Consider the following 25,164-nt stretch of genomic DNA (forward strand, 5'->3'; position numbering starts at 1 on the left):
AAAGCTCTTGGATTCTTAAGGCTGCTGGCCTTAGAACTTACAAAACTTGAATCTGACGAATGAGTGTTCAAAATAACGTAAACTCATATTACGAATTGAAGAACTAAATGGGTGCATCAGATATAATGCACCCTAGCTAAACCTTTTCTTATTCAAACGAAGGGATTATGACTTCATCTCCGCCATGCATAGCCGACTCATGGGCACAGATCCCTGCCGCCGTCCAGTTGGCTGCAGTAACCGCATCAATCCATGGTCTCCTATCTTCAACTATACTTCGTACAAATTCATGAACTAAGTGTGGATGTGAGCCGTGATGCCCTCCTCCCTGAATTATATATAAATTAACGTTGTTCTTATCGGTTACTACAGTACTTGCAGTATGATAGGCTATTTCCTTCGGTAGCAGATCCTGACGATCCGGAGGTATAACTCTCGAATAAGTGACATCCCTCCCACGCCCTTCATTTAACGGACCCATCTCAAATACTACAGGAAGTTCATTTTCCATATGCCACTCAAACGATTTCTTCTCACCATATACATTGAAACTTTCGATGTAAGCACGGGCGGTTTGGAATAACGAACGGGTTACTTCCGCACATAAATTGTCCTTTTCTAACTGGAATATTGCGGTTTCAACGGGATATGGATTGCCATACTGTTTATGCAATTCTTCTCTCATAATTCCCGAGCCAAAACAATGCACTTTAACTGCCCTTGTATTGCTTATGGCAAGAAGCGGTGATATGGCATGTGTGGCATAATGCATAGGCGGTAGGCCCATCCAGTAATGGGGCCAATTTTCCATGTCCTGATAGTGGGCTCCCTTTAAGAATTGGATATTTCCCATTTCACCTTTTTCCACCAAATCTTTAACATACAAAAACTGATAAGTGTATACAGCAGTTTCCATCATCATGTAATTCTTTTTACTTTTTTTCTGAGCGGCAACTATGCTTTTAAGTTCATCGACAGTAGTTGCCGCCGGGACTGTACAGGCACAGTGCTTGCCAGAATTCAATACATCTACCGATAGTTTTGCATGGGTATGAATTGGTGTTACTATGTGTACAGCATCGTACTCGTCACCTGAAAGTATATCATCAAGATTAGTATATCTTCGTTCAAATCCAAATTTATCCCCATACCTGTTGAGAAGTTCTTCATCTTTATCACAAATGCCTACATACTCTACATCCGGATGCTCACGATATATGATTGGAAAACTTTCACCAAAATGTAATCCCACCACTGCAACACGAACTTTTCTGCTCATGATAATACCTCATTTCATATATATTTTTTATGCAGTCCTTATCCTTTTAAGCCCGTTAAAGCAATTCCTTCTATAAAATAATTCTGCCCAATCAAGAATATCAAAACTGTAGGTAAAACAACAACAGTAGATGCCGCCATCATATATTGCCACTGCGCACTGTACATGCCCTGGAACTGCATTATTCCAAGAGAAAGCGTATATTTATTTTCATTGTCCAAATAAACTAGCGGTCCTAGGAAGTCATTCCACGTATTTATAAATGAAAACAGGCCCACAACAATTAATGCAGGTTTACTAAGCGGAATAATTATTCTGCTGTATATTGTAAAATGACTGGCACCGTCTACCAAAGCAGCTTCATCGAGTTCCTTTGGAATAGTGAGGAAAAACTGTCTTAAAAGAAATATGTTAAAAACGCCTCCTCCAAACCACGCCGGCACTGTCAATGGTACATATGTGCCATAAAACCCCAAGGCATGCCATCCGATAAACGTAGGAATCAAAGTAACCGCATAAGGCAGCATCAAAGCAGTCATAAGTATGCCAAAAACAAAATCCCTTCCCTTCCATCTTATTCTTGCAAAACTATATGCACATAATGAGCTTGTTATTATTGTACCGCTTACGACAAATGCAACGATATAAAAAGTGTTCAAAAAATACCTGCCAAAAGGAAGTATCGATAATGCTTCCTTGTAATTGCTGAATTTGATCGGATGTGGGAACCATATCGGGGGCATGACAAATATTTGAGAGACATCCATAAGTGAACTTCTAAGCATCCAGTAAAAAGGCAGCAAACAGACAACAGACAGCAATATCAGTATTAAATAAAGTATAGATTTTCTTATTATATTTGCCTTTCTCATTATTTATTACCTCCTCCTTCATAGTACACCCACTTATTTGATGTTTTGAAAACTATAAAAGTAAGTACAGCTATTATAATAAATAAAACCCAAGCAATAGCACATGCACTACCCATTCTGAAATTTGAAAATGCTTCTCTATATAGATAATAAACATAAAATAGGCTGGCATTATTAGGTCCGCCGCTTGTCATTATATAAGCCTGTGTAAACACTTGGAAGCCGCCTATTAAACCCATAATAAGATTGAAGAACAATGTGGGAGTTATCATTGGCATAGTTATATACCAAAATTTATGCCATCCGTTTCCTCCATCCACCTCTATAGCCTCATACAATTGCCTTGGTATCCCCTGCAGGCCTGCCAGGAATATTATCATCGTGCCTCCGGTTGTCCACAGACTCATAAGTACTAAGGCGGGTATAACAGTCGTCTCGGAAAAGATCCATTTACTGCCGGGCAGTCCCAACATACTTAATATCTGATTCAAAAGTCCGAGATCGGGATCCATGAGCCATATCCAGATGGCTGCTGAAGCAACTCCCGGAACTATTGTAGGGAGATAAAAAATTGTCCTGAAAATAGGCCTTCCTTTAATCTCTTTATTCAATAACAAAGCCATAATCAATGCGAATATTATTTGTGCAGGTACACTGAAAAAAACATAATATGTAGTAACGCCTAAGGATTTGTAAAAAAAAGGATCCTCATTGCTGAATAACCTCTTATAATTGCCAAATCCTACAAACTTAGGCGTACTCGCTATACTGTAATCTGTCAGGCTGAAATATGCGCTGGCTATCATAGGACCTATTACGAATATGAGAAATCCCAAAAGTACGGGCATTGCAAATAATATACCCGCAGCTAGATTTTTCTTTTCACTCTTGCTTCTCTTAATACGATTTTTTACATCAAGAGCCGGACTCGCAGTTGACATTTACCCAATCCTCCTTTTTCTGTCATATATTCTAAACAGCCAGATAAATTCTGGCTGTTTAGAATTTAAACTATTTATTTACATAAACGCCTTTATATGCAGCCTGCGCCTTAGGCTCTATTTCCTTTAACACCTGTGCTGCTGTTTTCTTGCCCATCCATAGCTGATCTAATGCAGAATTCATAATATTCATTATCTCATTATCATTTTTTAAATAATATCCTACGTCAGGTTCACTGTCATTTAAAGCCTGATTCATAACTGCATCCTTAAATCCATCGGAATGTCCGGGTTTTATTACCCATTTGTTTATTAACTCAGGATCCGTGTAATAAGCTTTCCTGGAAGGCATCCACAATCCGCTCGAATCCAAGTCCAAAACACCTTCAGGATTTGTCATCCATTTAAGAAGCTTGAATGCTTCTTCGGAATGCTTTGTACCCTGAAACATAGCTTCAACTTCACCATATAACGTGGTAGTACACCTTTTAATTTTCGGAAGCACGCCGACATCGAAATTAGTCTTTGCAACTCCTAAGTCAAGCTGTATCCACTGCCCGTCATAATCCATTGCGACTTTCTTTGATTGAAGTGCTACCGCGGGGGCAGGCAATGTCTTTGCCTGAGCTGGTGATGGGCAGACATGGTAAACATTTATCAAATCTGCAAATTTCTGAAGTGTCTCGGCAACTGCAGGATCACTTAAATTCAACTTGGAATAATCATCTGTCAGTAACTTGGCATCATTCAATACAAGGAAAGTTTGCCATGCCCACGTCTCGAAAAAAACTCCATACTGCTTTATTTTAGTCGGGTCAAAACCAGCCTCCGATGCATTCTTGCCGTTCTGATCTAGAGTAAGTTTTTTTGCTACTTCGACAAACTGATCCCATGTAAGAGCATCTTGCGCTTTAGTCGGAAGAGGATCTACATTGGCTGCCTTGAACATATCCTTATTGTAGAATATAGCAAATACTTCCTGGCATGGTGTAATTCCCACTATCTTGTCAGGGCCTCCGCGTACAAATGAATCATGTAGATAATCGTCTTCCTTGATTTCAGTATCCTTATCTATTAAAGGTTTTAAATTGTATATTTTATTCTGTTCACTCCAGGTTAAAGCTGTCTGTTTATTTAGTAATGCTACATCCGGAGGTGTTTTGGCAGCAATCATTGTTGACAATTTGGTTTCATAATCAGTCGGTATGTGCTGGAAATTGACTTTGATATTAGGATTCTTAGCCTCAAATTCCTTTATGGCATCTCCTTGGGCTTTTCTTTCATTTGTACTTCCCCATGTCGTATAAGTAAGATTGACGACCCCGTTTGCAGAACCTTTGCCGGACCCCGAATTGGTTTTACTGCATCCGGCGAGTCCTATGCTGCTAACTAACATAGCCCCCGCTACAATACATGCTGTTAATTTTTTAGTTAGCATTTTCATTCCCCCTTTTAAATTTATTTATATCGTGACAGATAAATCTATCTATCAACTACCTGTCCCGCAGCTTCATTATATGGGAAAATGATTTTTTATAAAATTCTAAATTTATTGTAAAAGTGTATTATTTCCATCTATTATAGGTAATTCTATTAAAACTTTAGTGCCCTTGTTTAATATGGATTTGACGCGAATTCCATATTCTTCGCCGTATATAAGTTTAATTCTTTTCTCCACATTTTTTATCCCTATATTCTCAGGGTAATGTTGAATCATTTTCTCTCCTTTTTCTTTTTCGATTCCCCTTCCATTATCCTCAACAGAGAAACAAACTCTAATGCTGTTAACCCATCCTCTTATTTTTAATATTCCACCTGTATCTATAGAATCAAATCCGTGAAGGATGGAATTCTCGACAAACGGCTGTAAAAATAATTTGGGAACTTTATACAGATTTAATTTTGGATCTATATCATAATAAACAGTAAATTTATCATCAAATCTGTTCTGCATAATATAGATATAATTTTTCAGCCATTTTAGGTCATCACCGAAGAAAGTAAGCTCATCTTCGTTGTATGCTGTATAATGAAGCATATCAGCAAGGCTCATTATTATTTTGCTTATCTCTTTCTGATTGTTTTCTATTGCAATCCAGTTGATTGTATTTAAAGTATTATATAAAAAATGAGGATTAAGCTGGATATTTAATGCCATTATTGTAGATTCTTTCTCTCTGATTCTTCTGACATAATTCTCTTCAATCAGATTTTTTATCTTTTCATCCATCTCATTAAATTTTTTAACAAGTTCTGCGATTTCATCTTTTCCATTTATCTCTATTCTGATGTGGAAATCTCCCTCTCCCATTTTCTTAATGGCTACCAAAAGCTTTTTTATAGGTTCTGTCATCCTGAGAGACATAATATTGGCGGAGAATATGCAAGCAATTATCAAGATGATGCCTGTTAAAAAAATATAAGATCGTATCTTTGATAAATCTTCAAGCAAAACATTGACAGGTATGACGGCTGCGGAAACCCAGCCTGTTATTCTGGATTTGTCATAACAGATTATCAGGTTTTCTCCGTTTATTCTCTTTTTAATGGTGCCCGTTTCTCCGGTAATCTCCTTTGTGAGCCATCGTGAATCCTGCTGTGTCGGAGGTTTGGATATGTCGGAGCTGTATACAGTATCTCCCTCCGGAGAAAATATATAATATTTAGATCCCTTCATGGGGTTTGACATTTCTACAATACCGGTAAATATATCGGTAGTAAAGTTAATTATCAAAATGGGCTTTTCAATATTTCCAGGCAGACTGGTAAAATTGTTGTCCATAATATCAGTACAGTTTATCATCTTAACCGCAGAAAATATATATTTATATTCGAAATCTATATTTTTAAAATCATTCAGGTCATACATGTTTCCAAAATCATAGGTCGCTATCCATTTTAAACTTCCATTGGCTTCAACCGCTTCTTTATAAAGCCGTGACTTAAAATAATTAAGGGGTATAAACATCCTCGAACTTCCAAATGGATAATAGCTTGTTACAATATGAGCAGAATATATATCAGAGTAAGCAGAAAAATACTTGTATATAATATTGTTCATGGTCTTGTCTAATTTTACAAGGTCACATCCGCTGTAAGTACCGCTATGGTTGAGTATTGTAAACAGATCATGATCAATTGCTATGGCATCGGCACTGTCTTTAATCATGCCTAATTTCATATCGATATCCTTGGTATTGTTTCTGACGACCTTGTACATATTATCCTGTGCGTTTTTAATTATAATATCCGAGCTTCTCTTGTAATACCCAATACTCATGATCATAATAGGTACGATAATCAGGATAATATACGTAGCATTTAATTTTGTTTTGAATTTCATATTATTTATGTATTCAATCAATCTTTTATACAAATTCATTTTTTTCGCCTACAAGTTAAAGTCGTTATTTAACTGCCTGTATACTTCCGGTGACATCTTTTTCTCTGCTTTGAAAACCCTGTTAAAATACTTGACATCCCTGTACCCTACCGATAAAGCTATTTCGTATATTTTCTTATCGGTCTTCTGCAGAAGCTCACAGGCATTCTTGATCCTTATCTTCAGCAGGTATTTTATAAAATTAACCCCTGTCGCTTCCTTAAACAAAGTACTGAAATAACTCGGATTAAATGAAAACTTCTTCGATATACTCTCTAATGACAGGTCTTCCATATAATGATTATTTATATAATCAAGGCATTTTTCTATCAAGGCATCATTTTTGTTATTTTTTAAGTTGCCATATATATTTACGATTTGTTTTATTATATCGACTGATATTTGTTTGAAATCCTGCATATCTTCGCAGGAATCTATTCGATTGGTTATCATAAGTATTATGCTATTATATTGCTTTTCCGTAAGAGCGTTCCCAATCTGCTTGATTATATTGATAAATACTATCTTAAATGCCTCTTTAAATTTATCAGGATATGGATAACCGCTAACCAACATTTTAGATATAATATCATTTAAAATATCAATAAAACGTTCATAAGAAAAATTATGGATGGTATTTGTCAGCATTTCCTCGCTCTTTTGATCGACAACAGGCTGAAGATCCTCCGTACAACTTGACTTGGAATATCGTATAACTTTTCCCGGTCCCATATAAAAACTCATATACACGGATGAACGGGCTTCATTAAAGCATTTCTGCGCTTCATGCAGTATATCGCCTGATATGTTGCTCATACCTATTGCGATATCGATTCCATAATCCTTCTTTATCTCACCAATAATATCTTTTAACCCCTCAAAACTTATTCTATCAAGGGGCTCTCTATTTTTGACCACTATGGAAACAAGGGTATCTTCAAAATTTCGCAAATAGAAGGATACTGTGGAGCCAAAAGACCCCAGTTTCTCATTTATCCATAATTTTATATTTTTCGATATCTCTCCTATTTCTTCAATGCTGTAATCGTTAAAACTTTTATGATGCCTCGATGTTTCGGTTATTATTACCATTCCTTCTTTTGAATCAGTTATGTAAGACTTGACTTCTGATAATTCGGATTCTGTAGCGGTGCCGTTTATCCATTTATTTAACATCCATTCAACATAAACAGGCAATGTATTATTCAGATTTTCCATGAGCAGTTTTTTTTCTTTTATATTAAGCTGCTCATCTTTAATGCTTTTTTCAACTTTTATCAATAGATTATTTATCTTGTCCTCGTCGACGGGTTTTAGAATATAGTCAAAAGCTCCTAATTCTATAGCCTTCTGTGCATATTCGAAATTGGCATATCCGCTTAGTATAATTATTTTAACATTTTTTTGCCTTTCCTTAGTACATTTGATAAATTCAAGTCCATCCATAACGGGCATTCTTATATCTGTTATAATAATATCTACATTAGTTTCTTTTATGAAGTCAAAAGCTTCCCCGCCATTTTTAAACTGATACACTTCATAACTCGGTCTCAATTTGGAGATTAAATTAGCCAGTCCTTTCCGATGTCTTGGTTCGTCGTCTATTATCAATATTTTATACATAACATCTCACTCCTAATTAAACATTTTATAATATTTACAGAATTTTATCTATTTTAAAATATTTATAAAAGTGGACTATTTTTATGTATCTATATTTTTATTTTATAACAATGGCATCCTATTAAAAAAAGATATTCCCCTGTTTCAATCAGCACGATTAAACAGGGAAATATCTTTTCGATAGTAATATATTATTATTCCATGTCTTTGATGACTTTTTCAGGCGGCACTTCCAGCGCTTCAGGATGCATCATTAATTTCTTGAAAAGCTTGAATGCGCTGGCAAAATAGAATCCATCTACAATCCTTTCATCGCCAACTATCCTTAAATTGATAAATTTTCTTTCAACTATATTATTGTCTTTATCGATTACTTTTTCTTTATGTTTTGTGCCAAAAGCTATAAATATCGAGGTAGTACCAAAGTTATATATGTGATGATATACGGGCTCGATTCCGAGAGATCCTAAATCGGTTATAAAAATGCTTGTATGAAAAGGACTGGCTTTATATATGGTTTTTGGCATCTTACGATGGTAATCGAGAAAACCCATAAACCATACGATAAATCTAATTATAAATCCGGGACAAGCTCCTATTATCTTGGCTGTCGCATCTGTATCGTCTGTTTGATCTTTCTTGCTTTCTTCAATGGCGACATTGACCTTTTCGGCAACATCATCAATAGTATCTGTAGGGTCAAATTTAAATTTTATCGTGGTTTCGGGACTATCTTCTGTAAGTTCCCTTTTTACTGCCAGTGAAATCAGTATTTCATTTCTTGCATAAATTTTCTGCCCTGCTACAAACCGGTTTACAGCAGGTTTTTGGGATATTGTCCTGACTAACGCTGCCATAGCAACCTGAAGAAAACTCATCTTCTTTTTTTCCTTATACCTTTTCATCTTCAAATACGTCTCTATGGGTTCCAGATCAAGTCTTTCATCGAAAAAAACCATAGCATCAGTTCTTGTTTTCATCACATATGGAATAATCCTAAAAAACGGATCCGCAGACCTTATAAGCCTGCCGTCATATCTGTCGCCAAAGCGTTTCTTGCGTTTTACCATGTTTTCACTCCTGTCTTATTATTTTAGCCGGCAACAAAATATTATAGATGGAAATACTTCCATTTAATTATAGCATTCATCATCCAAAATACATAATTTTATTTATTATATATCTATTCGCAATTTGAAATCAGGCATAAATAGGGTTATGTTATTTTGAGCAACGAATGAGTGCTCAAAATAACATAGAGCTCATATTATGAATAATATATCAATTTCAAAATGTATGCCTTCTGCTACCTACTTTGCGTCTTTTTTAGGATATGCGCCATGCTGTATATCCTTGCTTATTTTCATCATATCGATAAGGAAATCCTTGGTCGGCTCTTTAAAAGCCTCATTTTTCAAAAGCCCGATACCCTTTTTTATAACTTCATCCTCTCTTGACCTATCAAAAACTTTCATATTATTCAGCTTTTTATATTCTGCAATTTTCAAAACAATTTCCATACGCCTTTCAAATAATTGCACCAGCTTAGTGTCTACACTATCTATTTCTTCCCTTAATTTTTTTATATCATCCATAATATCCGTCTCCTTAATTTTTGATATGTTAATCGTTCTTGCATTTTGCCTCCGTTGCCTCGCCTGAAATACCACCTTCTTTCAATTCAATATTGGCTTCGTGCCTCATTCAAAAGGCTTAGAAAAGCCCTTTCAAACTTTTCGTCGTCTTCATCCGTCCTTTTTGCCGGACCGCGGGTCCTTCCTCCGGCCCTTCTTACTTTCTGGGAAACATACCTTTCATATAAAAGCTTATCTATATTTTTGTCTGTAAAGATAAGTCCATTCTGATTTATGGCCCTTGCACATTTTGAAAGCGCCATGGTTGCGACACCATAATCCTGCGTAACTACTATATCCCCCTTTGATACCTTATTTATAAGGGCAAAATCCACCGAATCTTTTGCTTTTTCCACCGTTATAACTTTTGAATAGCCGTCATCCAGTTCATGGCTTGTATCTATAAACATTATAATAGGTATTTTAAATTTTTTAGCAATTTTTACAATGCGTTCCTTCACAGGGCACGCATCAGCGTCTACAAGTATTTTCAAACAAACCATTCCTTTGTATGCTTATTTATATTATTTATTCCATTATACACATATTATACAATAATTCACCAGCATTAATTTTTCAGTTTGCAGTAGGTATGTATTCTCTGATCCGTAATTTTATCTTGTGTTATTTTGAACACTCATTTGCCGGATTCAAGTTTTGTAAGTTCTATGACTCATTCGTCGTTCAAAATAGCACAATTCTATTTAAAACTGACTTCATATTACGAATCGAAGTTTGAAGATTAATTTTCTTGACTGAGATGCCATATATAGGTTAAAATATAATTCGTATGCGAAATATATTGATTGAAAGTATTATAATGGTATGGTGGTGAATTTATGGAAGAAATAGGTAGCGGAATAAGCATACTCAAAATGATGAAACAGATAATGGATGCCATGAAGCAGAATATCTGGCATCAATTTAAGGTAATAAACCTTACCGGTCCCCAGGGGATGCTTATATTGATTCTGGCACATTACGGTAAGATGAAAATAAGCGATTTAAGCGAAAGGCTTACCCTGTCAAACAGCACCGTATCCGGAATTGTCGACAGGCTTGAAAAGCAGGGACTGGTTGAAAGGATAAGAAGTAAAGATGATAGGAGAGTAATTTATGTAAACATCACGTCGGAGTCAAGAAAAAAAGTTGAAAAGCATCATAAAGAAATCGAAAAAAGATTTAATTCCATGATTCAAAATGCAACACCCGACGAGATCGATAAGATAATCACGGGTTTAATTACTCTCAAAAGGGTATTTGATAGACAAAATAGCACTAAAATTGATTAAGGAGTAGATTTTTGATGTTTAAACTGGCAAAATTTATAAAACCTTTTATTGTAATGCTCATAACAGCAGTTGTATTGCTTTTCGTGCAGGCTATGTGCGATCTTGCACTTCCCGATTATATGTCCGACATTGTCAACAAGGGAATACAACAGGGAGGTATTCTAAATGCCGTACCTGAAGCAATTAGAAAGAGCCAGATGGATAAACTTGTGCTTTTTATGGATCCTGGCAGAAAAGCAGAAGTCATGAAGGATTATACACTGACGGATAAATCAAGCCCAAATTACAGCAAACTCGCAAAGAGTTATCCTGCACTCTCTAATGAGCCTGTTTATATTCTTAAAAATATCGATAAATCGGAAATCGAGCGTATAAACCTCACAATGGGAAAAGCTCTTCTTACAGTTTCCGGCATAAATGGACTAAAAGAAAATGCAAAAGGAGGAGCGATCCCGTTTAATAACACAAAGCTGCCTGCAAATACGGATCTCTTCGCATTGTTTGCAAAGCTTCCCCAGGAGCAACGCAATTCAATAGAACAGCAGATGAATAATAAATTTGCCTCTCTTGGCGAAAACATGGTTACGCAGTCTGCCGTACCCTTAGTAAAGGCGGAATATACAGCAATCGGCATAAAAGCAGATAAAATTCAAAACAGATATATCCTGAATACGGGATTTATTATGCTTTTGATATCCCTCCTTGGCGCCGCATGTACCATTATGGTGGCTTTTCTATCTTCTAAAATATCAGCCGGCGTAGGACGCAATTTGAGAAAGGATGTATTTGCAAAAGTGGAAAATTTCTCGAATACGGAGTTTGATAAATTCTCAACTTCTTCTCTTATAACCAGGACCACCAATGATATAACGCAGATACAGATGCTTCTTTTGATTATGATAAGGATGGTTTTTTATGCACCTATCATGGGTGTCGGCGGAGTGATCAGGGCTGTTGGAAAGAGCACATCCATGTCATGGATAATCGCTTTAGCCGTTATTGTGCTTTTATGCCTGGTTCTAATAGTGTTTTCGATAGCAATGCCTAAGTTTAAGATTATTCAAAAGCTTGTCGATAGGCTCAACCTGGTTACCCGTGAAAACCTTTCGGGCATAATGGTGGTCAGGGCGTTTAATGCCCAGAAATTTGAAGAGGGCAGATTTGACATGGCAAACCGCGATCTTACTGAAACGAACCTTTTCGTGAACAAGATAATGGTATTCATGTTTCCTGCCATGATGCTTTTAATGAACGGCGTTACGCTTCTTATCGTATGGGTGGGAGCTCACCAGATAGAAACTTCAAGCATGCAGGTAGGTGACATGATGGCATTTATGCAGTATGCCATGCAGATAATTTTTTCGTTTTTAATGCTTTCCGCAATGTTTATATTGATACCGAGAGCTTCCGTATCCGCACAGCGTATAGATGAAGTCCTGAAAGTCGAGCCAGCGATTAAAGATCCGGAAAACCCCAGACATTTTCAGGGAAAAATAAAAGGTACGGTTGAATTTAAAAACGTATCCTTCAGATATCTCGGTGCGGAAGAAGATGCCATAAAAAATATAAGTTTTAAAGCTTTGCCCGGCAAAACCACGGCTTTTATAAGTTCCACGGGTTCCGGCAAGACAACTCTTGTAAACCTGATCCCACGCTTTTACGATGTGACGGACGGCCAGGTACTGGTGGATGGTGTCGATGTCAGGGATGTGCCCCAGCATGAACTCAGGGATAAAATAGGTTATGTTCCTCAAAAAGGTTCCCTCTTCAGCGGAACTATCGAGTCCAATCTAAAATATGCGAACGAAAACGCGATGGATGAGGATATAAAAAAAGCTGCTGAAATCGCCCAGGCCAACGGTTTTATAAGTGAAAAACCTGATGGCTATGAAAGCGAAATATCCCAGGGCGGAACAAACGTTTCGGGAGGTCAGAAGCAGAGACTGTCAATAGCCCGGGCTCTCGTTAAAAAGCCCGAAATATATATATTCGACGACAGCTTCTCGGCTCTCGACTTTAAAACAGATGCTGCACTTAGAAAAGCCTTGAAATCGCAAACAGTATCAAGCACGGTACTCATAATAGCACAGCGTATCTCAACCATAATGAATGCTGACCAGATAATAGTGCTCGATGACGGTAAAATTGTCGGGATAGGGAAGCACAAAGAGCTCCTTAATAACTGCAAGACCTATCAGGAAATAGCTTTATCGCAGCTTACAAAGGAGGAATTGGCATGAACGAGGAAGATAACAGGGAAAAAGCACAGCGAATCAAGACCGGAAAAAGACATGGCATGAGGCATGGACCTGGTGGAATGATGATGGGAAACGAAAAAGCCCGTGATTTTAAAGGGACCATGAAAAAACTGATTCAATATTTAAGCGCTTATAATTTATCCATAATCATTGTATTCATATTTGCCGCAGCAAGCGCCCTATTCTCGATCGTCGGGCCGAAGATATTGGGAAAGGCCATAACAAAATTATTTGAAGGTATTATGGGTAAAATTTCAGGTACGGGATCCGGTATCGATTTTAACTATATAGGAAGAATAATCATCTATCTTGCAGGCTTATATTTATTAAGCTCACTTTTTGGTTACATTCAAGGCTGGATTATGTCCGGTGTATCCATGAAGGTAAGTTATAGATTCAGAAAAGATATTTCGGAAAAGATCAACCGCATGCCTCTTAAATATTTTGAAGGCACAAACCAGGGAGAAGTATTATCGCGCGTTACAAACGATGTGGACACTATCAGCCAGACATTGAATCAAAGTTTGACACAGATAATCACATCCGTTACAAATGTAATCGGGGCCCTTGTCATGATGCTCAGCATAAGCTTTTTTATGACGCTTATGGCTCTTTGCATAATCCCCATATCTGCGATACTTATTATGGTTATAATAAAGCATTCGCAGAAATATTTCAAAGAACAGCAGGATTACTTAGGGCATTTAAACGGCCATGTCGAAGAAATGTATGGCGGGCATGTTGTTATGAAAGCATTTAACGGCGAGGAAAAAAGCATCGAAAAATTCGATGGTTTAAACAGCCGGTTGTATAGCTCGGCATGGAAGTCACAGTTTTTTACAGGTTTGATGATGCCTGTAATGAATATCGTAAGCAACATAGGCTATGTCGCTGTGTGCGTTTTGGGCGGCTATCTTGCGGTAAAGAAAACTATCACCGTCGGGGACATACAGGCATTTATACAATACGTCCGCTCATTCACGCAGCCAATTGCGCAGATCGCGAATATTTCGAACATACTGCAGCAAACAGCCGCCTGTGCTGAACGTGTATTCGAGTTTCTAGCTGAAGAAGAAACTCCCGAAAGCGAAAACTCTGTAAATATCGAGAATGTTAGCTGTGATGTGGAATTCAAGAATGTCCACTTTGGATATGAACCCGACAAAATAATAATAAATGACTTTTCCGCATCGGTAAAGCCGGGCCAGAAAATCGCAATCGTCGGGCCGACAGGCGCCGGCAAAACAACTATGGTTAAACTTCTGATGCGCTTTTATGATGTCAGCAAGGGAGCCATATCGATCGGCGGTCATGATATCAGGGAATTTACCCGCGATGACCTTCGTTCCATGTTTGGAATGGTGCTGCAGGACACATGGCTTTATAACGGGACCATAATGGAAAATATACGATACGGACGGCTTGATGCTTCCGATGAAGAAGTAATCGAGGCAGCCAAAGCCGCTCATGTGGACAGTTTCGTTCATACTCTTCCGAATGGATACAATATGGTGCTGAACGAAGAAGCTTCAAATGTATCCCAGGGGCAAAAACAGCTTTTAACTATTGCAAGGGCAATACTTAAGAACCCCAAAATACTCATCCTCGATGAAGCTACAAGCTCCGTGGATACGCGTACGGAAATACAGATACAAAAGGCCATGGACAATTTGATGAAAGGCCGCACGAACTTTATAATCGCCCATCGCTTATCGACGGTACGCAATGCCGACCTTATTCTCGTCATGAACCATGGGGATATTGTAGAACAGGGAACCCATAAGGAACTTCTTGCAAAGGGCGGCTTTTATGCAAGCCTTTACAACAGTCAGTTTGAAAACATGCAGGAAATATAAAAAAACAGGGCTTCTGCATAATGGATATCCATTATGCAGAAGCCCTGCTTTTACTAATCTTCCTTGAATACAGGCAGTATCTTAAGCAAAAACTCAAACTTCTTTTCATCGAACCTGTACTTTTCGAGAAGCTCGGGTCCGCATGAGTTGGAACCGACGCCGCTCATCTTGTAATCCAGATTTACTATGGTCTCATTCCTCTTTTTAAGATTATAAGTATGCTTTGCAGCAGTGATATCCTCCGGAGTATAATGGGCAGCGTTGAATGAAAACTCAGGGCATCCGATAAATTTCAGCCCCATACCTTGATCATTTGAAACTATGACCCACTCCGTTTTATACCTTGAACCGTTTTCCTGAGGCATGATATAATTTTCAAACATGTCGTCGACCCTTAACAGATACCTGCCCATTCTTGTGCTTTGATGCTTATCGATATAGCTTTCGTGGGGACCGTATCCGAAGTACTCTACCTTTTCGTTTCCTTCAGGCATCGCAAGCTGCAGCCCGAATCGAGGCAGAAATACAAGGTTATCCCTTACGTTTGCCCTGACATCAAGGCTTATCTCGCCTTTTCCATTAACCGTCCAGATTGCCTCTCCCTTAATTAATGGAAGATTTATATAACCACCCAGTGAAAATTTCACAGTAATCTCGATATCGGCGTCTGTATGTTTTGTGACCTTGGCTTCATAAACATGCTGTACAGCCCTGTCATATCCCTCTTGTATCCATTGGCTCTTTATTTTTCTGTCGTTATCCGTCGGAGCCCTCCATATATTAAACTTGGCTTTTGAGGATATCATATCCACATTGTTTTTGGAAATCCTGACAAAAGCTCCGTCATACATGTCAAAAACATGGCGGAAGTCAAAGCCCTCTATGGTAAGCACATATCCTTCCTGTTTCACATTTATGAATGTCGGCATAATATCTCTATAAACTCTGCATGTTTTTACAGCAACAGGAAGCTCAAACTGCCCGAAAGTTATTTCATAACCCTTGCGCGCCCATGGCGTATCAAATTTCTGCAGGCAGGAAACAGTTACAAAATACCTGCCGTCCGATTCCTTTGGAATATTATAAGGTATCTTAAATTCTTTGCACTCATGTGGCTCTGCCTTGATGTCCCAAATATATCCCTCATCTTCGGCCTTTCCGTCCTTTTCAACCTTCCATGTAAGATAAACGCCGGACAAATCGCTAAAGTCATATAAATTCGTTATTTTAAATATTCCAGCGTTCAGGTCAACTGCTTCAAATCTCACAGGAGCAATGACTTTTTTTAGCTCAAGAAGGCCTGTATGGGGTTTCCTATTGGGATAAACAAGGCCATCTATGCAGAAGTTACCGTCATTTGGCTTATCGCCGAAGTCTCCTCCGTAAGCGTAAAATTCTTTTCCTTCTTCATTCTGGGTCTTTATGCCGTGATCGCACCATTCCCATACGCATGCGCCCATCAATTTTGGATACTTATATATTACATCCCAGTAATCCTTCAAATCTCCCGGTCCATTGCCCATTGCATGGCAATATTCACATAAGAAAAGCGGCTTTTTATTATCATCATTTTGGGCATATTCTTCAACCCATTTAACGGGAGGATACATCCTGCTCTCTACACTCAGTACGCTTTTATCCAAACTATTGTCGGAGCGGGATGCACCCTCATAATGAACAGGCCTTGCGTTGTCCCTTTGCCTTGTCCACTTAGCCATCGCGATATGGTTTATCCCATAACCCGACTCATTTCCCATGGACCACATCACAACGCTTGGATGATTTTTATCCCTTTCCACCATCCGTTTTGCCCTGTCTAAAAATGCCTTCTCCCATTCGGGATTCTTTGCGAGCATATCGAAGTCTCCTGAAGCTATGACTCCATGGCATTCAAGGTCCGCTTCATCTACAACATAAAAGCCATACTTATCGCACAGCCCTAAAAAGCGCGGATCATTTGGATAATGGGATGTCCTTATGGCATTCACATTGTGGCGTTTCATGAGCATAAGATCATTTATCATATGGTTAAGCGGAACGGCCTGCCCAAATTCCGGATGGGAGTCATGCCTGTTGACACCCTTTAGTTTGACATCAATTCCATTAATAGTAAAAACGCCTTTTATAATTTCTATTTTCCTGAAACCTACGTCTATAAGTATGACTTCTTCGCCGGCATAAAGGAACAGCTTATATAAATATGGCTTTTCAGCATTCCATAATATCGGTTTATCCACTTCTATCCGAATCGCACCCTCATTATCTATCGTATGTTCCCCCGACGATACTTTATTGCCTCCGGCGTCCTCCAACTCATATTTTACATCCAAACTACCTGTGGACTCGATCTTACAATCCAGCAGCGCTTTTCCAAAATCCTCATTTATTTCCTGCTTGACAAATATGTCCCTTATATGTTCTTTATCCCTTGCGAGAATATATACATCCCTGAATATCCCTGAAAAGCGCCATAAATCCTGGTCTTCAAGGTATGACCCATCGCACCATTTCAAAACCATGACAGCTATACTGTTTTTACCTTCATTCACAAACGAAGATATATCAAACTCCGACGGTACCCTGCTTCCCTGGCTGTACCCCACAAAATTTCCGTTGATCCAGAGATAAAAACATGAGTTGACTCCCTCAAATACAATATATTTTGATTTCTCCGCCCAGTCTTTCGATACATTGAAGTCTCTCACATATATTCCGGCAGGATCGTCATTTGGCACATGCGGCGGATCGCACGGGAAAGGATAATTTACGTTTGTATAATGGCACCTATCATACCCCTTCACCTGCCAGCATGAAGGCACTAAAATATCATCCCATTCCGAGGGATCGGCTTCCTTTTTATAGAAACCGTCTTCTACATTCTTGATCGAAGCATAGTACCGGAACTTCCAATTTCCATCAAGTGTCTGATAGAAAGGCGAACTTCCTCTTTTCCCCGAGGCTGCAGCCTCAGCATCGCTATAAGGTATGTAATATGCTCTCGGCGCTTCCCTGTTTACATGCAACACATTCAAATCTTCGAAATATTTCCGTACAGGCAGCATTAATATCACTCCCAGCAAAATAATAATTTTACATAGATCATTATAAGACAATTATGAAAATTATTCTATATGTATTTCATCTTCGGTTCGTAAGTTGAAATAAGGCATAAATAGACTTATGTTATGAATCGAAGATATTTCATGCTGGTCATATTTTAAATGTTTCCATATATTAATATACAGGCGTACAATAGCTTGAATACCTTTTTACTTTTCCTGTTGCTATATCGAAAAACATGTTTTTTATCTTTTTGCATACTTCTCCAGGATGTCCATTACCAACTTTTCTGTTGTCGACTTCAACAATAGGGGTGACCTCCATTGCCGTCCCGCTGAAGAACACCTCATCGGCGGCATAAAGTTCCGTCCTTGTTATGCTTCTTTCGACAACGTCAAATCCAAGCTCCTCTTTTGCGATTTGCATTACTGTCTCCCTTGTTATGCCTTCTAATATATTATCCTCAGGCGGCGGAGTAATAAGCTTGCCCTTCTTGAATATAAATATATTTTCGCCCGGCCCTTCGCATACATGTCCACTACCTGTCAGAAAAATGGCTTCATCGTATCCATTCTGAGTCGCCTCCAGTGATGCTAAGCCTGAATTAAGATATGCGGCAGTAGCCTTTGCCCTTGGCGGAAGCATATTATCCTCCACTCTTCTCCACGATGTTATCATCGTTCTAAGTTCTCCCTTGCCGGAATAACTCCCCATAGGCGTACAGTATATAACAAGTCTGTTGTCATTATCACTAATTCTCGGACCTATGCTTTCAGCACCCTTATATGCTATAGGCCTTATATATGTCGTCGTTTTAAACCCGTTTTTCTTTAAAAGTTCCACCGTCATATTGCACAGCTCATCAACTGTAAAAGGTATACAAGTGTTAATGGTTTTGCAGGATTGCAAAAACCTTGTATAATGATCTTTTAACCTGAACCCGTAAAGCTGTTTGGCATCTTCATCCCAGTATGCCCTTATACCCTCAAAACATCCAAGCCCATAATTAAATGCCTTGCATCGTATGCTTATAGATACTTCGCTTTCTTTTACTATTTTCCCATTATAAACCACATAAGACTCCACAAAACTACCTCCTGTATTAGATATAATTTTTCTATATATGCTTATTCAATTATCAGATAATTGAATAAGCATAAACATCAATAAGCATGAATATTAGATTTAAATATAGTACAAAATAAGTCTTAAGTCAATAATTTTTATAACCTTCTGTGATTCGCAATATGAAGTCAGGCATAAATAGGATTATGTTATTTTGAACAACGAATGAGCATTATGAAAGTTTTGATAAGTTCTTGGCTTTGCTGCCGCAAATAATCCTTAGAGCTTTTGATTGTCTGAGTGAAACGAGTTTCAAAAGCTCTTGGATTCTTAAGGCTGCTGGCCTTAGAACTTATCAAAACTTAAATCTGTCGAATGAGTGTTCAAAATAACATAAGCATATATTACGAATCGAAGTGACTAATATTCCTCTCTTCCATTCTGTCCACCCTTAAGTATGATGCTTCTGCTGCTGAAATATGTGGCGAGAAAATAGGAACCGTATACAATAATTATGAGCACTGCAGTCATTATGATGTTCCCCAGCACATTCATACTTCCCACATCACTTATGGCATCATTGGCAACTTTTATCCCTACTATCGAATGGATACACGCAAGGGAAAGGGGCATCATGAAATATATGGCTATCTGTTTAAAAAGGGCACTGTTTATAAGACCGTCATCGGCACCAACCTTCCTTAAGATACTGTATCTCGACCTGTTGTCCGCAGCCTCCGATAGTTGCTGGAGGGCAAGTATCGCAGCGCTTGTCAGCAAGAAAATTATCCCCAGATATATACCCACAAAGGATATTATAGCCTTTGAGCCAGCTGCTAAATCCTTTATCATTCCCCTTGTGGCGCCGGAAACTCCAAATTCCCTTCTATCATACTTTTTAGAAACTACGTACAGATCGGATTCAAGCTTTCGCTCCGTTGCCTTCCGGTCTCCCTTACAGTTAAGGGAAATGATTGTTTCAATGACAGTATTTCCACTGGCCATTTTATCCGGCACTATAAACAAAAGCGCTATATTACCGCCGCCTGTCATAACCGCGTCTGTGATAAGTTTCGGATACACCGTATAATCAATTCCGGATATTTTAACAGTATATTTCATTTCTATAAATTTCGAAAGGGCTCTTTTTAAATCCGGAGTATATGCTGCGTATTCAGAATGCAGAGCAATCTGGTTTCCTGACAGATTTATCCCTTCCTTCCCTTGAAGCTTCATGAGATCGTTATAATCCGAAAGCCTCATAAGTTTAATCTGATTTCCCATACCGAATTGGCGGAGATCATCTGGAAGCATCTTTCCGACCTTTTTAAATACTATTGCATTTGTCAGGCTCTCCTTCGAATACTGATACAATGGAAATTTCACATAATTTTGAGCATAGTCATCTATGTTAATGCCGTACTGTTTCAATTTTTCTTCTATGTTCCCTTCTTGTGTACTCCCGTTTCCTATCATCATAAAAGAAGCATCAAAAGGTACAGTATATTTATAGCTTTCATTAAGCGCTTTATTTATACCCAAGCCGGTTGAAAGTATCCCTATCGTAAAGAAAAGCATGAGGCATATAAATGACATTGATACATGGGCCGTGTTTATCCTTGAGTTTATCTGGCGCAATATGAACATGTTAAGCCCCTTAAGGTACAGCTTCCTGTTTGATTGCAGAATCTTTAGGAAAAAGCCTGATAGCGATGCAAAAAACAAGAAGGTGCCGATGGAACCCAATATGACTTCAAAAAGAAGCCTGTTATCAAAACGAGTAATACCGTTTTTCAACACAAGGGCATATGCCACTGCCAAACATGCGACGGATAACGTAAATAATAGCGCTGTAACTATGGGGTTCTTGATTCTTTGTTTTTCATTCTTCTTTTCAGCGTTTATAAGATCTATCAGCTTGTACCTTGATATTGAAATCGTACTTGCCGCCATAACGACTATGAATATTATGCCAAAGTAAGCTGTCGTCTTTAAAAATGCGCTATAAGAGAATATAAACTGGTACTTTGTCATATCTGCTTCAAAAAGTTTTGCTGTTATTACGGAAAGCCCCTGGGATAGAAATATCCCTGCAAGAAGCCCCACTCCGAGTGACAGTACGCCTATTATAAACGTCTCAGCCACAAGCAGTTTTGCCACCTTGCCCTTTCCCATCCCAAGAGTCATATATATCCCGATTTCCTTCTTCCTTTTTCTTATCAGGAAATTGTTTGCATATACTATTAAAAATCCCAATATCACCGCTACAAAGACTGAAATCATTTCCATGAGTTTGGTCACTGTTTTCATTATCTCAGCAGTCGATTCCGATATGCTCATCATCGCCTTCTGGGCTTCAATGGAATTAAAAATATAAAATATACACACTCCAAATGCCAGTGTGAGAAAATACAGCGTATAGTCATTGAAGCTTTTCTTGACGTTTTTAAGCGAAAGCTTAAAGTACATTTTGAACGTCACCTCCAAGGAGAGTTACAACATCGATTATCTTGCTGAAAAATTCCTTTCTGGTATCGTTTCCTTTTATTATCTCATTGAACATCTTCCCATCTTTTATAAAAAGTATCCTGCTGCAGTAGCTTGCTGTAAAAGCATCGTGAGTCACCATCAGAATGGTGGCATTCAATTTTTTATTAAGATGCTCGAGACTTTCAAGGAGCATGCGGGCCGATTTTGAATCCAGTGCCCCAGTCGGTTCATCCGCAAGTATCATGGCAGGGTTCGTAATAATCGCCCTCGCAGCCGCAGTCCTCTGCCTCTGGCCGCCTGACATTTCATATGGATACTTTGGTAGAATATCATTTATGCCAAGCTTTCCGGCGACATCCATTACTCTCTTTTCTGCTTCCCTGTGATTTACTCCGGATATGCTCAAGGGAAGTATAATATTTTCAAAACCCGTCAGAGTGTCCAAAAGATTAAAATCCTGGAATATAAAACCTATCTCTTCCCTCCTGAACTTGGCAAGGGATCGGCTTTTCATTTCGGTTATATCCTTGCCTCTGATATATATATGACCGCTTGTAACTGTGTCGATAGTGGATATGCAGTTTAAAAGCGTAGTTTTTCCGCTTCCGGATGCGCCCATTATGCCTACGAATTCCCCCATCTCTACATTAAAACTTACATTGTCAATAGCTTTTGTAATGTTGCTCTTATTGCCATAATATTTTTCGACGTTTAAAACCTTCAATATCTCCGACATGAAATTACCTCCATCATCTTGATGGTTTCATTTTAGTATAATGATTTTTATTCTGCCATCATCTTTCCTTACATGAGTCTTACATTTTTGTAAGGAAAAAGGCCGCAAAGCGGCCCTATCTTATATCCATCATCGAACTTTTAGGAAATACTATGCTTATCCTTGTGCCTTTGCCATATTCCGAATATGCATTTATCGCAAGACCCAGCTTATCGCAAAGCTTCTTGCATATATACAGCCCCATCCCGGTGGATCTTTCGTTTTTTCTTCCGTTGGTGCCGGTAAAACCCTTGTCGAATATCCTTGGAAGTTCATTTCCCCTGATGCCGATTCCGTTATCTTCCACAGACAATATTATGCTGTTATCCGATTTTTGCGCATAGATTTTAATCCTGGCATTGGATCTGTTCGTGTATTTAACGGAATTTGTAAGTATCTGATTCAATATAAAAATAAGCCACTTGGCATCGCAAAAAACAGTTATGTCCAGATTCTCCGTTTCAACCCCGATCTTATTGTGGATAAAAAGTTTTGAACCCTTTTTTAGGACGTCAAAGCAAAGTTCCTTTAAATTGACTTCTTTTATTATATAATCCTTTTCAACGGTATTGCTCCTTGAATAAAACAGAACCTGCTCCACAAAAGCCTCTATCTTTTCGAGCTCTTCGGATATGCTGTCCATAGCATCGCTTTTATTATTCTGCGCTATCAACATCGATGACGCAATAGGGGTTTTTATTTCATGTACCCAGAGTTCCATATACTCCCGGTATTCATCCTGCATATATTTGTATTTGTTTATTTCCTCCAGCATCGCTTTGTTACATCTCTTTACTATATCATACAAAATCATGCCTTCTCTAAAGGCGGGAGGAGCAATAATCTCGGCAATCAGGTTTTTTCTGTCAAGGGAATCAAAGACGCAAATAAGGTTTCCATAAAAACTCTTTTTAGCCACATATTCAGCTATCAGAGGGACTGCTGCACCTGTTACATACAGCATGCCTATAAGAAAAAACAGCGGATAGAAACCGACAGGATTCAGTAGCCATATAATCAGGCCGATTAAAGATGCTGTTATAGACTGAGATATCACGTACACGATTTTTTCCTTTAAAAAGTCCCAAACATTCATTTTATAATATACCCTTGTCCCCTCTTTGTCTCAATAAGCTGCGTAAGATGAGCATCCTCAAGCTTTCTGCGAAGCCTGTTTATATTGACTGTCAAAGTGTTGTCATCGATAAACATATCGCTATCCCAGAGCTTAAGCATAAGTTCGTCGCGGCTTACGATACTGCCCTTATGTTCATACAGGCATGTAAGTATTTTAAGTTCATTTTTAGTAAGTTCTATCTCCCTGCCGGCATGCTCAATAACGCTTTTAGAAAGATTTATGATAAAATCCCCGCAGTCGATATGATCCGCAGCAATTTCCCGCGATGATCTTTTAAGCACGGAGGAAATACGTGCAAGGAGTATTTGGGTATTATACGGCTTCGCTATAAAGTCGTCGGCACCGATGTTCAGGGACATGAGCTCGTCAATTTCGGTATCCCTGCTTGTAACTACTATTATCGGGACATCCGAGCGTTTTCTTATTTCACGGCATATATAATATCCGTCATAAACCGGAAGGTTGATATCGAGCAACACCAGATTCGGCCTGGCAGACAGTGTATTTTCTATTATGTTGTCAAATCCATCCGGCGCTTCACAAGTATAACCATTTCTTGAGAGAAATGTGGAAAGCTCCCCACATATTTTTTTGTCATCTTCAATAATAAATATTTTTTTCATACAAAATCATCTGAATCCCTTTACATTTTTTCTATATTATATCATAACCGTTCCTCTCTTATATAAATCGCTGCGGGTGTTGTGCGTATATAAATTATTTAAAGAATATTATTCCAATCGCTAAGCTCACAGCCTTAAGAGTCTGTAAACTCGTTTTGGGCAGAATCAAAACTCGCTTAAGCCCAAATTGGTAGTATAATAAAATCAGACAGGTCAGAGTTTAAAAAAGATCATTTATATTTCATACGGTGAAAGTTTAAACAATTTACTTTGGTATTTTGATGGGGGAAATCAAAAATGAGCAAAAAAAAGATGGGTTTACTGATAGCCGTAGTTTTAGTTCTGATTGTGGTGGTTATTGAGTTTATAGTGAACAAGCCCAAAAATATGTATTCACATATTTCAATAGGCTGTTCTGTGGAAGGGTATTCTCAACAACAAAATATTGGATATGTTGCTGTCAAAATGGGAGATGCAAAAAATACGATAAAAAGAATCAAGGTAGAGGATAAAAAATTGCAGAAACAATTGTCAGAAACAAATTTAGCTAATATAATCGGAGTAAATATGCTTATGACTCTTCCTTCGAAAGAAATAAAAAATTCACATATAGATATTTATAAAATAAATGGATTCGATTTATTGTGTAATACAAACACATATGATAAATATATTGTTTTAATGGGAATAAGTTTAAAATAAGTCAGTTTGTACTTTTAATTTTTTACTTTCCCTATTGTAATTGGACACTATGAGCATTATACGAAGGTGCATATTTCAATTTGCAATATAAGATATCTCCAATTCGTAATTTGAAATCAGTCATAAATAGGATTATGTTATTTTGAGCAACGAATGAGCATTATGAGAGTTTTG

At 38.1% G+C, this 25,164-nt stretch carries 19 protein-coding genes; 4 read left to right on the top strand and 15 right to left on the bottom strand.

What is annotated here, in order from left to right; translation table 11 throughout:
* Positions 1 to 148: 148 nt before the first annotated feature.
* The 9 genes from QME45_10865 to QME45_10905 all read right to left on the bottom strand — a co-directional run bounded on the left by QME45_10865 (position 149) and on the right by QME45_10905 (position 10,225).
* A complete protein-coding gene (locus tag QME45_10865; protein ID MDI6619154.1) occupies positions 149 to 1,279 on the bottom strand; it encodes a Gfo/Idh/MocA family oxidoreductase in 1,131 nt (376 codons plus the stop codon).
* Positions 1,280 to 1,317: 38 nt separating this feature from the next.
* Positions 1,318 to 2,151 carry a carbohydrate ABC transporter permease gene (locus tag QME45_10870; protein MDI6619155.1) on the bottom strand — a complete coding sequence of 278 codons (834 nt, stop codon included), beginning with the start codon at positions 2,149 to 2,151 and terminating at the stop codon, positions 1,318 to 1,320.
* Positions 2,151 to 3,092 carry a sugar ABC transporter permease gene (locus QME45_10875; protein MDI6619156.1) on the bottom strand — a complete coding sequence of 314 codons (942 nt, stop codon included), beginning with the start codon at positions 3,090 to 3,092 and terminating at the stop codon, positions 2,151 to 2,153. The genes QME45_10870 and QME45_10875 overlap by 1 nt, the downstream gene beginning before the upstream one ends.
* 70 nt (positions 3,093 to 3,162) lie before the next feature.
* Positions 3,163 to 4,530 (bottom strand): sugar ABC transporter substrate-binding protein, encoded by a 1,368-nt coding sequence (locus tag QME45_10880; GenBank protein ID MDI6619157.1) that lies wholly within the window; start codon positions 4,528 to 4,530, stop codon positions 3,163 to 3,165.
* Positions 4,531 to 4,641: 111 nt separating this feature from the next.
* Entirely contained in the window at positions 4,642 to 6,474 is a 1,833-nt protein-coding gene (locus QME45_10885) for a histidine kinase (GenBank protein MDI6619158.1), read from the bottom strand.
* 9 nt (positions 6,475 to 6,483) lie between these two features.
* Entirely contained in the window at positions 6,484 to 8,097 is a 1,614-nt protein-coding gene (locus QME45_10890; protein ID MDI6619159.1) for a response regulator, read from the bottom strand.
* 194 nt (positions 8,098 to 8,291) lie between these two features.
* Positions 8,292 to 9,167 (bottom strand): 2-oxo acid dehydrogenase subunit E2, encoded by an 876-nt coding sequence (locus tag QME45_10895; protein ID MDI6619160.1) that lies wholly within the window; start codon positions 9,165 to 9,167, stop codon positions 8,292 to 8,294.
* 240 nt (positions 9,168 to 9,407) lie between these two features.
* Positions 9,408 to 9,692: a chorismate mutase gene (locus QME45_10900; protein ID MDI6619161.1), complete on the bottom strand. Its 285-nt coding sequence runs from the start codon at positions 9,690 to 9,692 to the stop codon at positions 9,408 to 9,410.
* An 86-nt stretch (positions 9,693 to 9,778) separates the two neighbouring features.
* Positions 9,779 to 10,225: a YaiI/YqxD family protein gene (locus tag QME45_10905; protein ID MDI6619162.1), complete on the bottom strand. Its 447-nt coding sequence runs from the start codon at positions 10,223 to 10,225 to the stop codon at positions 9,779 to 9,781.
* Between the two features lie 345 nt (positions 10,226 to 10,570).
* Here QME45_10905 and QME45_10910 point away from each other — a divergent pair, with 345 nt between their 5' ends.
* The 3 genes from QME45_10910 to QME45_10920 are packed head-to-tail and all read left to right on the top strand — an operon-like array spanning position 10,571 to position 15,137.
* A complete protein-coding gene (locus QME45_10910; GenBank protein ID MDI6619163.1) occupies positions 10,571 to 11,023 on the top strand; it encodes a MarR family transcriptional regulator in 453 nt (150 codons plus the stop codon).
* A 14-nt stretch (positions 11,024 to 11,037) separates the two neighbouring features.
* Positions 11,038 to 13,263: an ABC transporter ATP-binding protein gene (locus QME45_10915; protein MDI6619164.1), complete on the top strand. Its 2,226-nt coding sequence runs from the start codon at positions 11,038 to 11,040 to the stop codon at positions 13,261 to 13,263.
* A complete protein-coding gene (locus QME45_10920) occupies positions 13,260 to 15,137 on the top strand; it encodes an ABC transporter ATP-binding protein (protein MDI6619165.1) in 1,878 nt (625 codons plus the stop codon). The genes QME45_10915 and QME45_10920 overlap by 4 nt, the downstream gene beginning before the upstream one ends.
* Before the next feature lie 53 nt (positions 15,138 to 15,190).
* On the opposite strand, the gene QME45_10925 is transcribed toward QME45_10920, so the two are convergent.
* The 6 genes from QME45_10925 to QME45_10950 form a co-directional block, all read right to left on the bottom strand.
* Positions 15,191 to 18,199 carry a glycoside hydrolase family 2 TIM barrel-domain containing protein gene (locus QME45_10925; GenBank protein ID MDI6619166.1) on the bottom strand — a complete coding sequence of 1,003 codons (3,009 nt, stop codon included), beginning with the start codon at positions 18,197 to 18,199 and terminating at the stop codon, positions 15,191 to 15,193.
* A gap of 172 nt (positions 18,200 to 18,371) precedes the next feature.
* Positions 18,372 to 19,283, bottom strand: a complete 912-nt coding sequence (locus tag QME45_10930; GenBank protein MDI6619167.1) for a branched-chain amino acid transaminase — start codon at positions 19,281 to 19,283, stop codon at positions 18,372 to 18,374.
* A 399-nt stretch (positions 19,284 to 19,682) separates the two neighbouring features.
* Entirely contained in the window at positions 19,683 to 21,731 is a 2,049-nt protein-coding gene (locus QME45_10935; GenBank protein ID MDI6619168.1) for an ABC transporter permease, read from the bottom strand.
* A complete protein-coding gene (locus QME45_10940; protein ID MDI6619169.1) occupies positions 21,721 to 22,488 on the bottom strand; it encodes an ABC transporter ATP-binding protein in 768 nt (255 codons plus the stop codon). Before QME45_10940 ends, QME45_10935 begins: the two co-directional genes overlap by 11 nt.
* A 115-nt stretch (positions 22,489 to 22,603) precedes the next feature.
* Positions 22,604 to 23,623 (bottom strand): sensor histidine kinase, encoded by a 1,020-nt coding sequence (locus tag QME45_10945; protein ID MDI6619170.1) that lies wholly within the window; start codon positions 23,621 to 23,623, stop codon positions 22,604 to 22,606.
* Positions 23,620 to 24,288, bottom strand: a complete 669-nt coding sequence (locus tag QME45_10950; GenBank protein MDI6619171.1) for a response regulator transcription factor — start codon at positions 24,286 to 24,288, stop codon at positions 23,620 to 23,622. Before QME45_10950 ends, QME45_10945 begins: the two co-directional genes overlap by 4 nt.
* 297 nt (positions 24,289 to 24,585) lie before the next feature.
* Between QME45_10950 and QME45_10955 the strand changes: the two genes are divergently transcribed.
* Positions 24,586 to 24,990, top strand: a complete 405-nt coding sequence (locus QME45_10955) for a hypothetical protein (GenBank protein MDI6619172.1) — start codon at positions 24,586 to 24,588, stop codon at positions 24,988 to 24,990.
* Positions 24,991 to 25,164: the final 174 nt, after the last annotated feature.

The sequence above is a fragment of the Clostridiales bacterium genome (assembly GCA_030016385.1).
Taxonomy (GTDB): domain Bacteria; phylum Bacillota; class Clostridia; order Clostridiales; family Oxobacteraceae; genus JASEJN01.

Coding starts and splice junctions, on each gene's coding strand:
- QME45_10865 (MDI6619154.1), bottom strand. CDS start 1,279: ATGAGCAGAAAAGTTCGTGTTGCAGTGGTGGGATTACATTTTGGTGAA.
- QME45_10870 (MDI6619155.1), bottom strand. CDS start 2,151: ATGAGAAAGGCAAATATAATAAGAAAATCTATACTTTATTTAATACTG.
- QME45_10875 (MDI6619156.1), bottom strand. CDS start 3,092: ATGTCAACTGCGAGTCCGGCTCTTGATGTAAAAAATCGTATTAAGAGA.
- QME45_10880 (MDI6619157.1), bottom strand. CDS start 4,530: ATGCTAACTAAAAAATTAACAGCATGTATTGTAGCGGGGGCTATGTTA.
- QME45_10885 (MDI6619158.1), bottom strand. CDS start 6,474: ATGAATTTGTATAAAAGATTGATTGAATACATAAATAATATGAAATTC.
- QME45_10890 (MDI6619159.1), bottom strand. CDS start 8,097: ATGTATAAAATATTGATAATAGACGACGAACCAAGACATCGGAAAGGA.
- QME45_10895 (MDI6619160.1), bottom strand. CDS start 9,167: ATGGTAAAACGCAAGAAACGCTTTGGCGACAGATATGACGGCAGGCTT.
- QME45_10900 (MDI6619161.1), bottom strand. CDS start 9,692: ATGGATGATATAAAAAAATTAAGGGAAGAAATAGATAGTGTAGACACT.
- QME45_10910 (MDI6619163.1), top strand. CDS start 10,571: ATGGAAGAAATAGGTAGCGGAATAAGCATACTCAAAATGATGAAACAG.
- QME45_10915 (MDI6619164.1), top strand. CDS start 11,038: ATGTTTAAACTGGCAAAATTTATAAAACCTTTTATTGTAATGCTCATA.
- QME45_10920 (MDI6619165.1), top strand. CDS start 13,260: ATGAACGAGGAAGATAACAGGGAAAAAGCACAGCGAATCAAGACCGGA.
- QME45_10925 (MDI6619166.1), bottom strand. CDS start 18,199: ATGCTGCCTGTACGGAAATATTTCGAAGATTTGAATGTGTTGCATGTA.
- QME45_10935 (MDI6619168.1), bottom strand. CDS start 21,731: ATGTACTTTAAGCTTTCGCTTAAAAACGTCAAGAAAAGCTTCAATGAC.
- QME45_10940 (MDI6619169.1), bottom strand. CDS start 22,488: ATGTCGGAGATATTGAAGGTTTTAAACGTCGAAAAATATTATGGCAAT.
- QME45_10945 (MDI6619170.1), bottom strand. CDS start 23,623: ATGAATGTTTGGGACTTTTTAAAGGAAAAAATCGTGTACGTGATATCT.
- QME45_10950 (MDI6619171.1), bottom strand. CDS start 24,288: ATGAAAAAAATATTTATTATTGAAGATGACAAAAAAATATGTGGGGAG.
- QME45_10955 (MDI6619172.1), top strand. CDS start 24,586: ATGAGCAAAAAAAAGATGGGTTTACTGATAGCCGTAGTTTTAGTTCTG.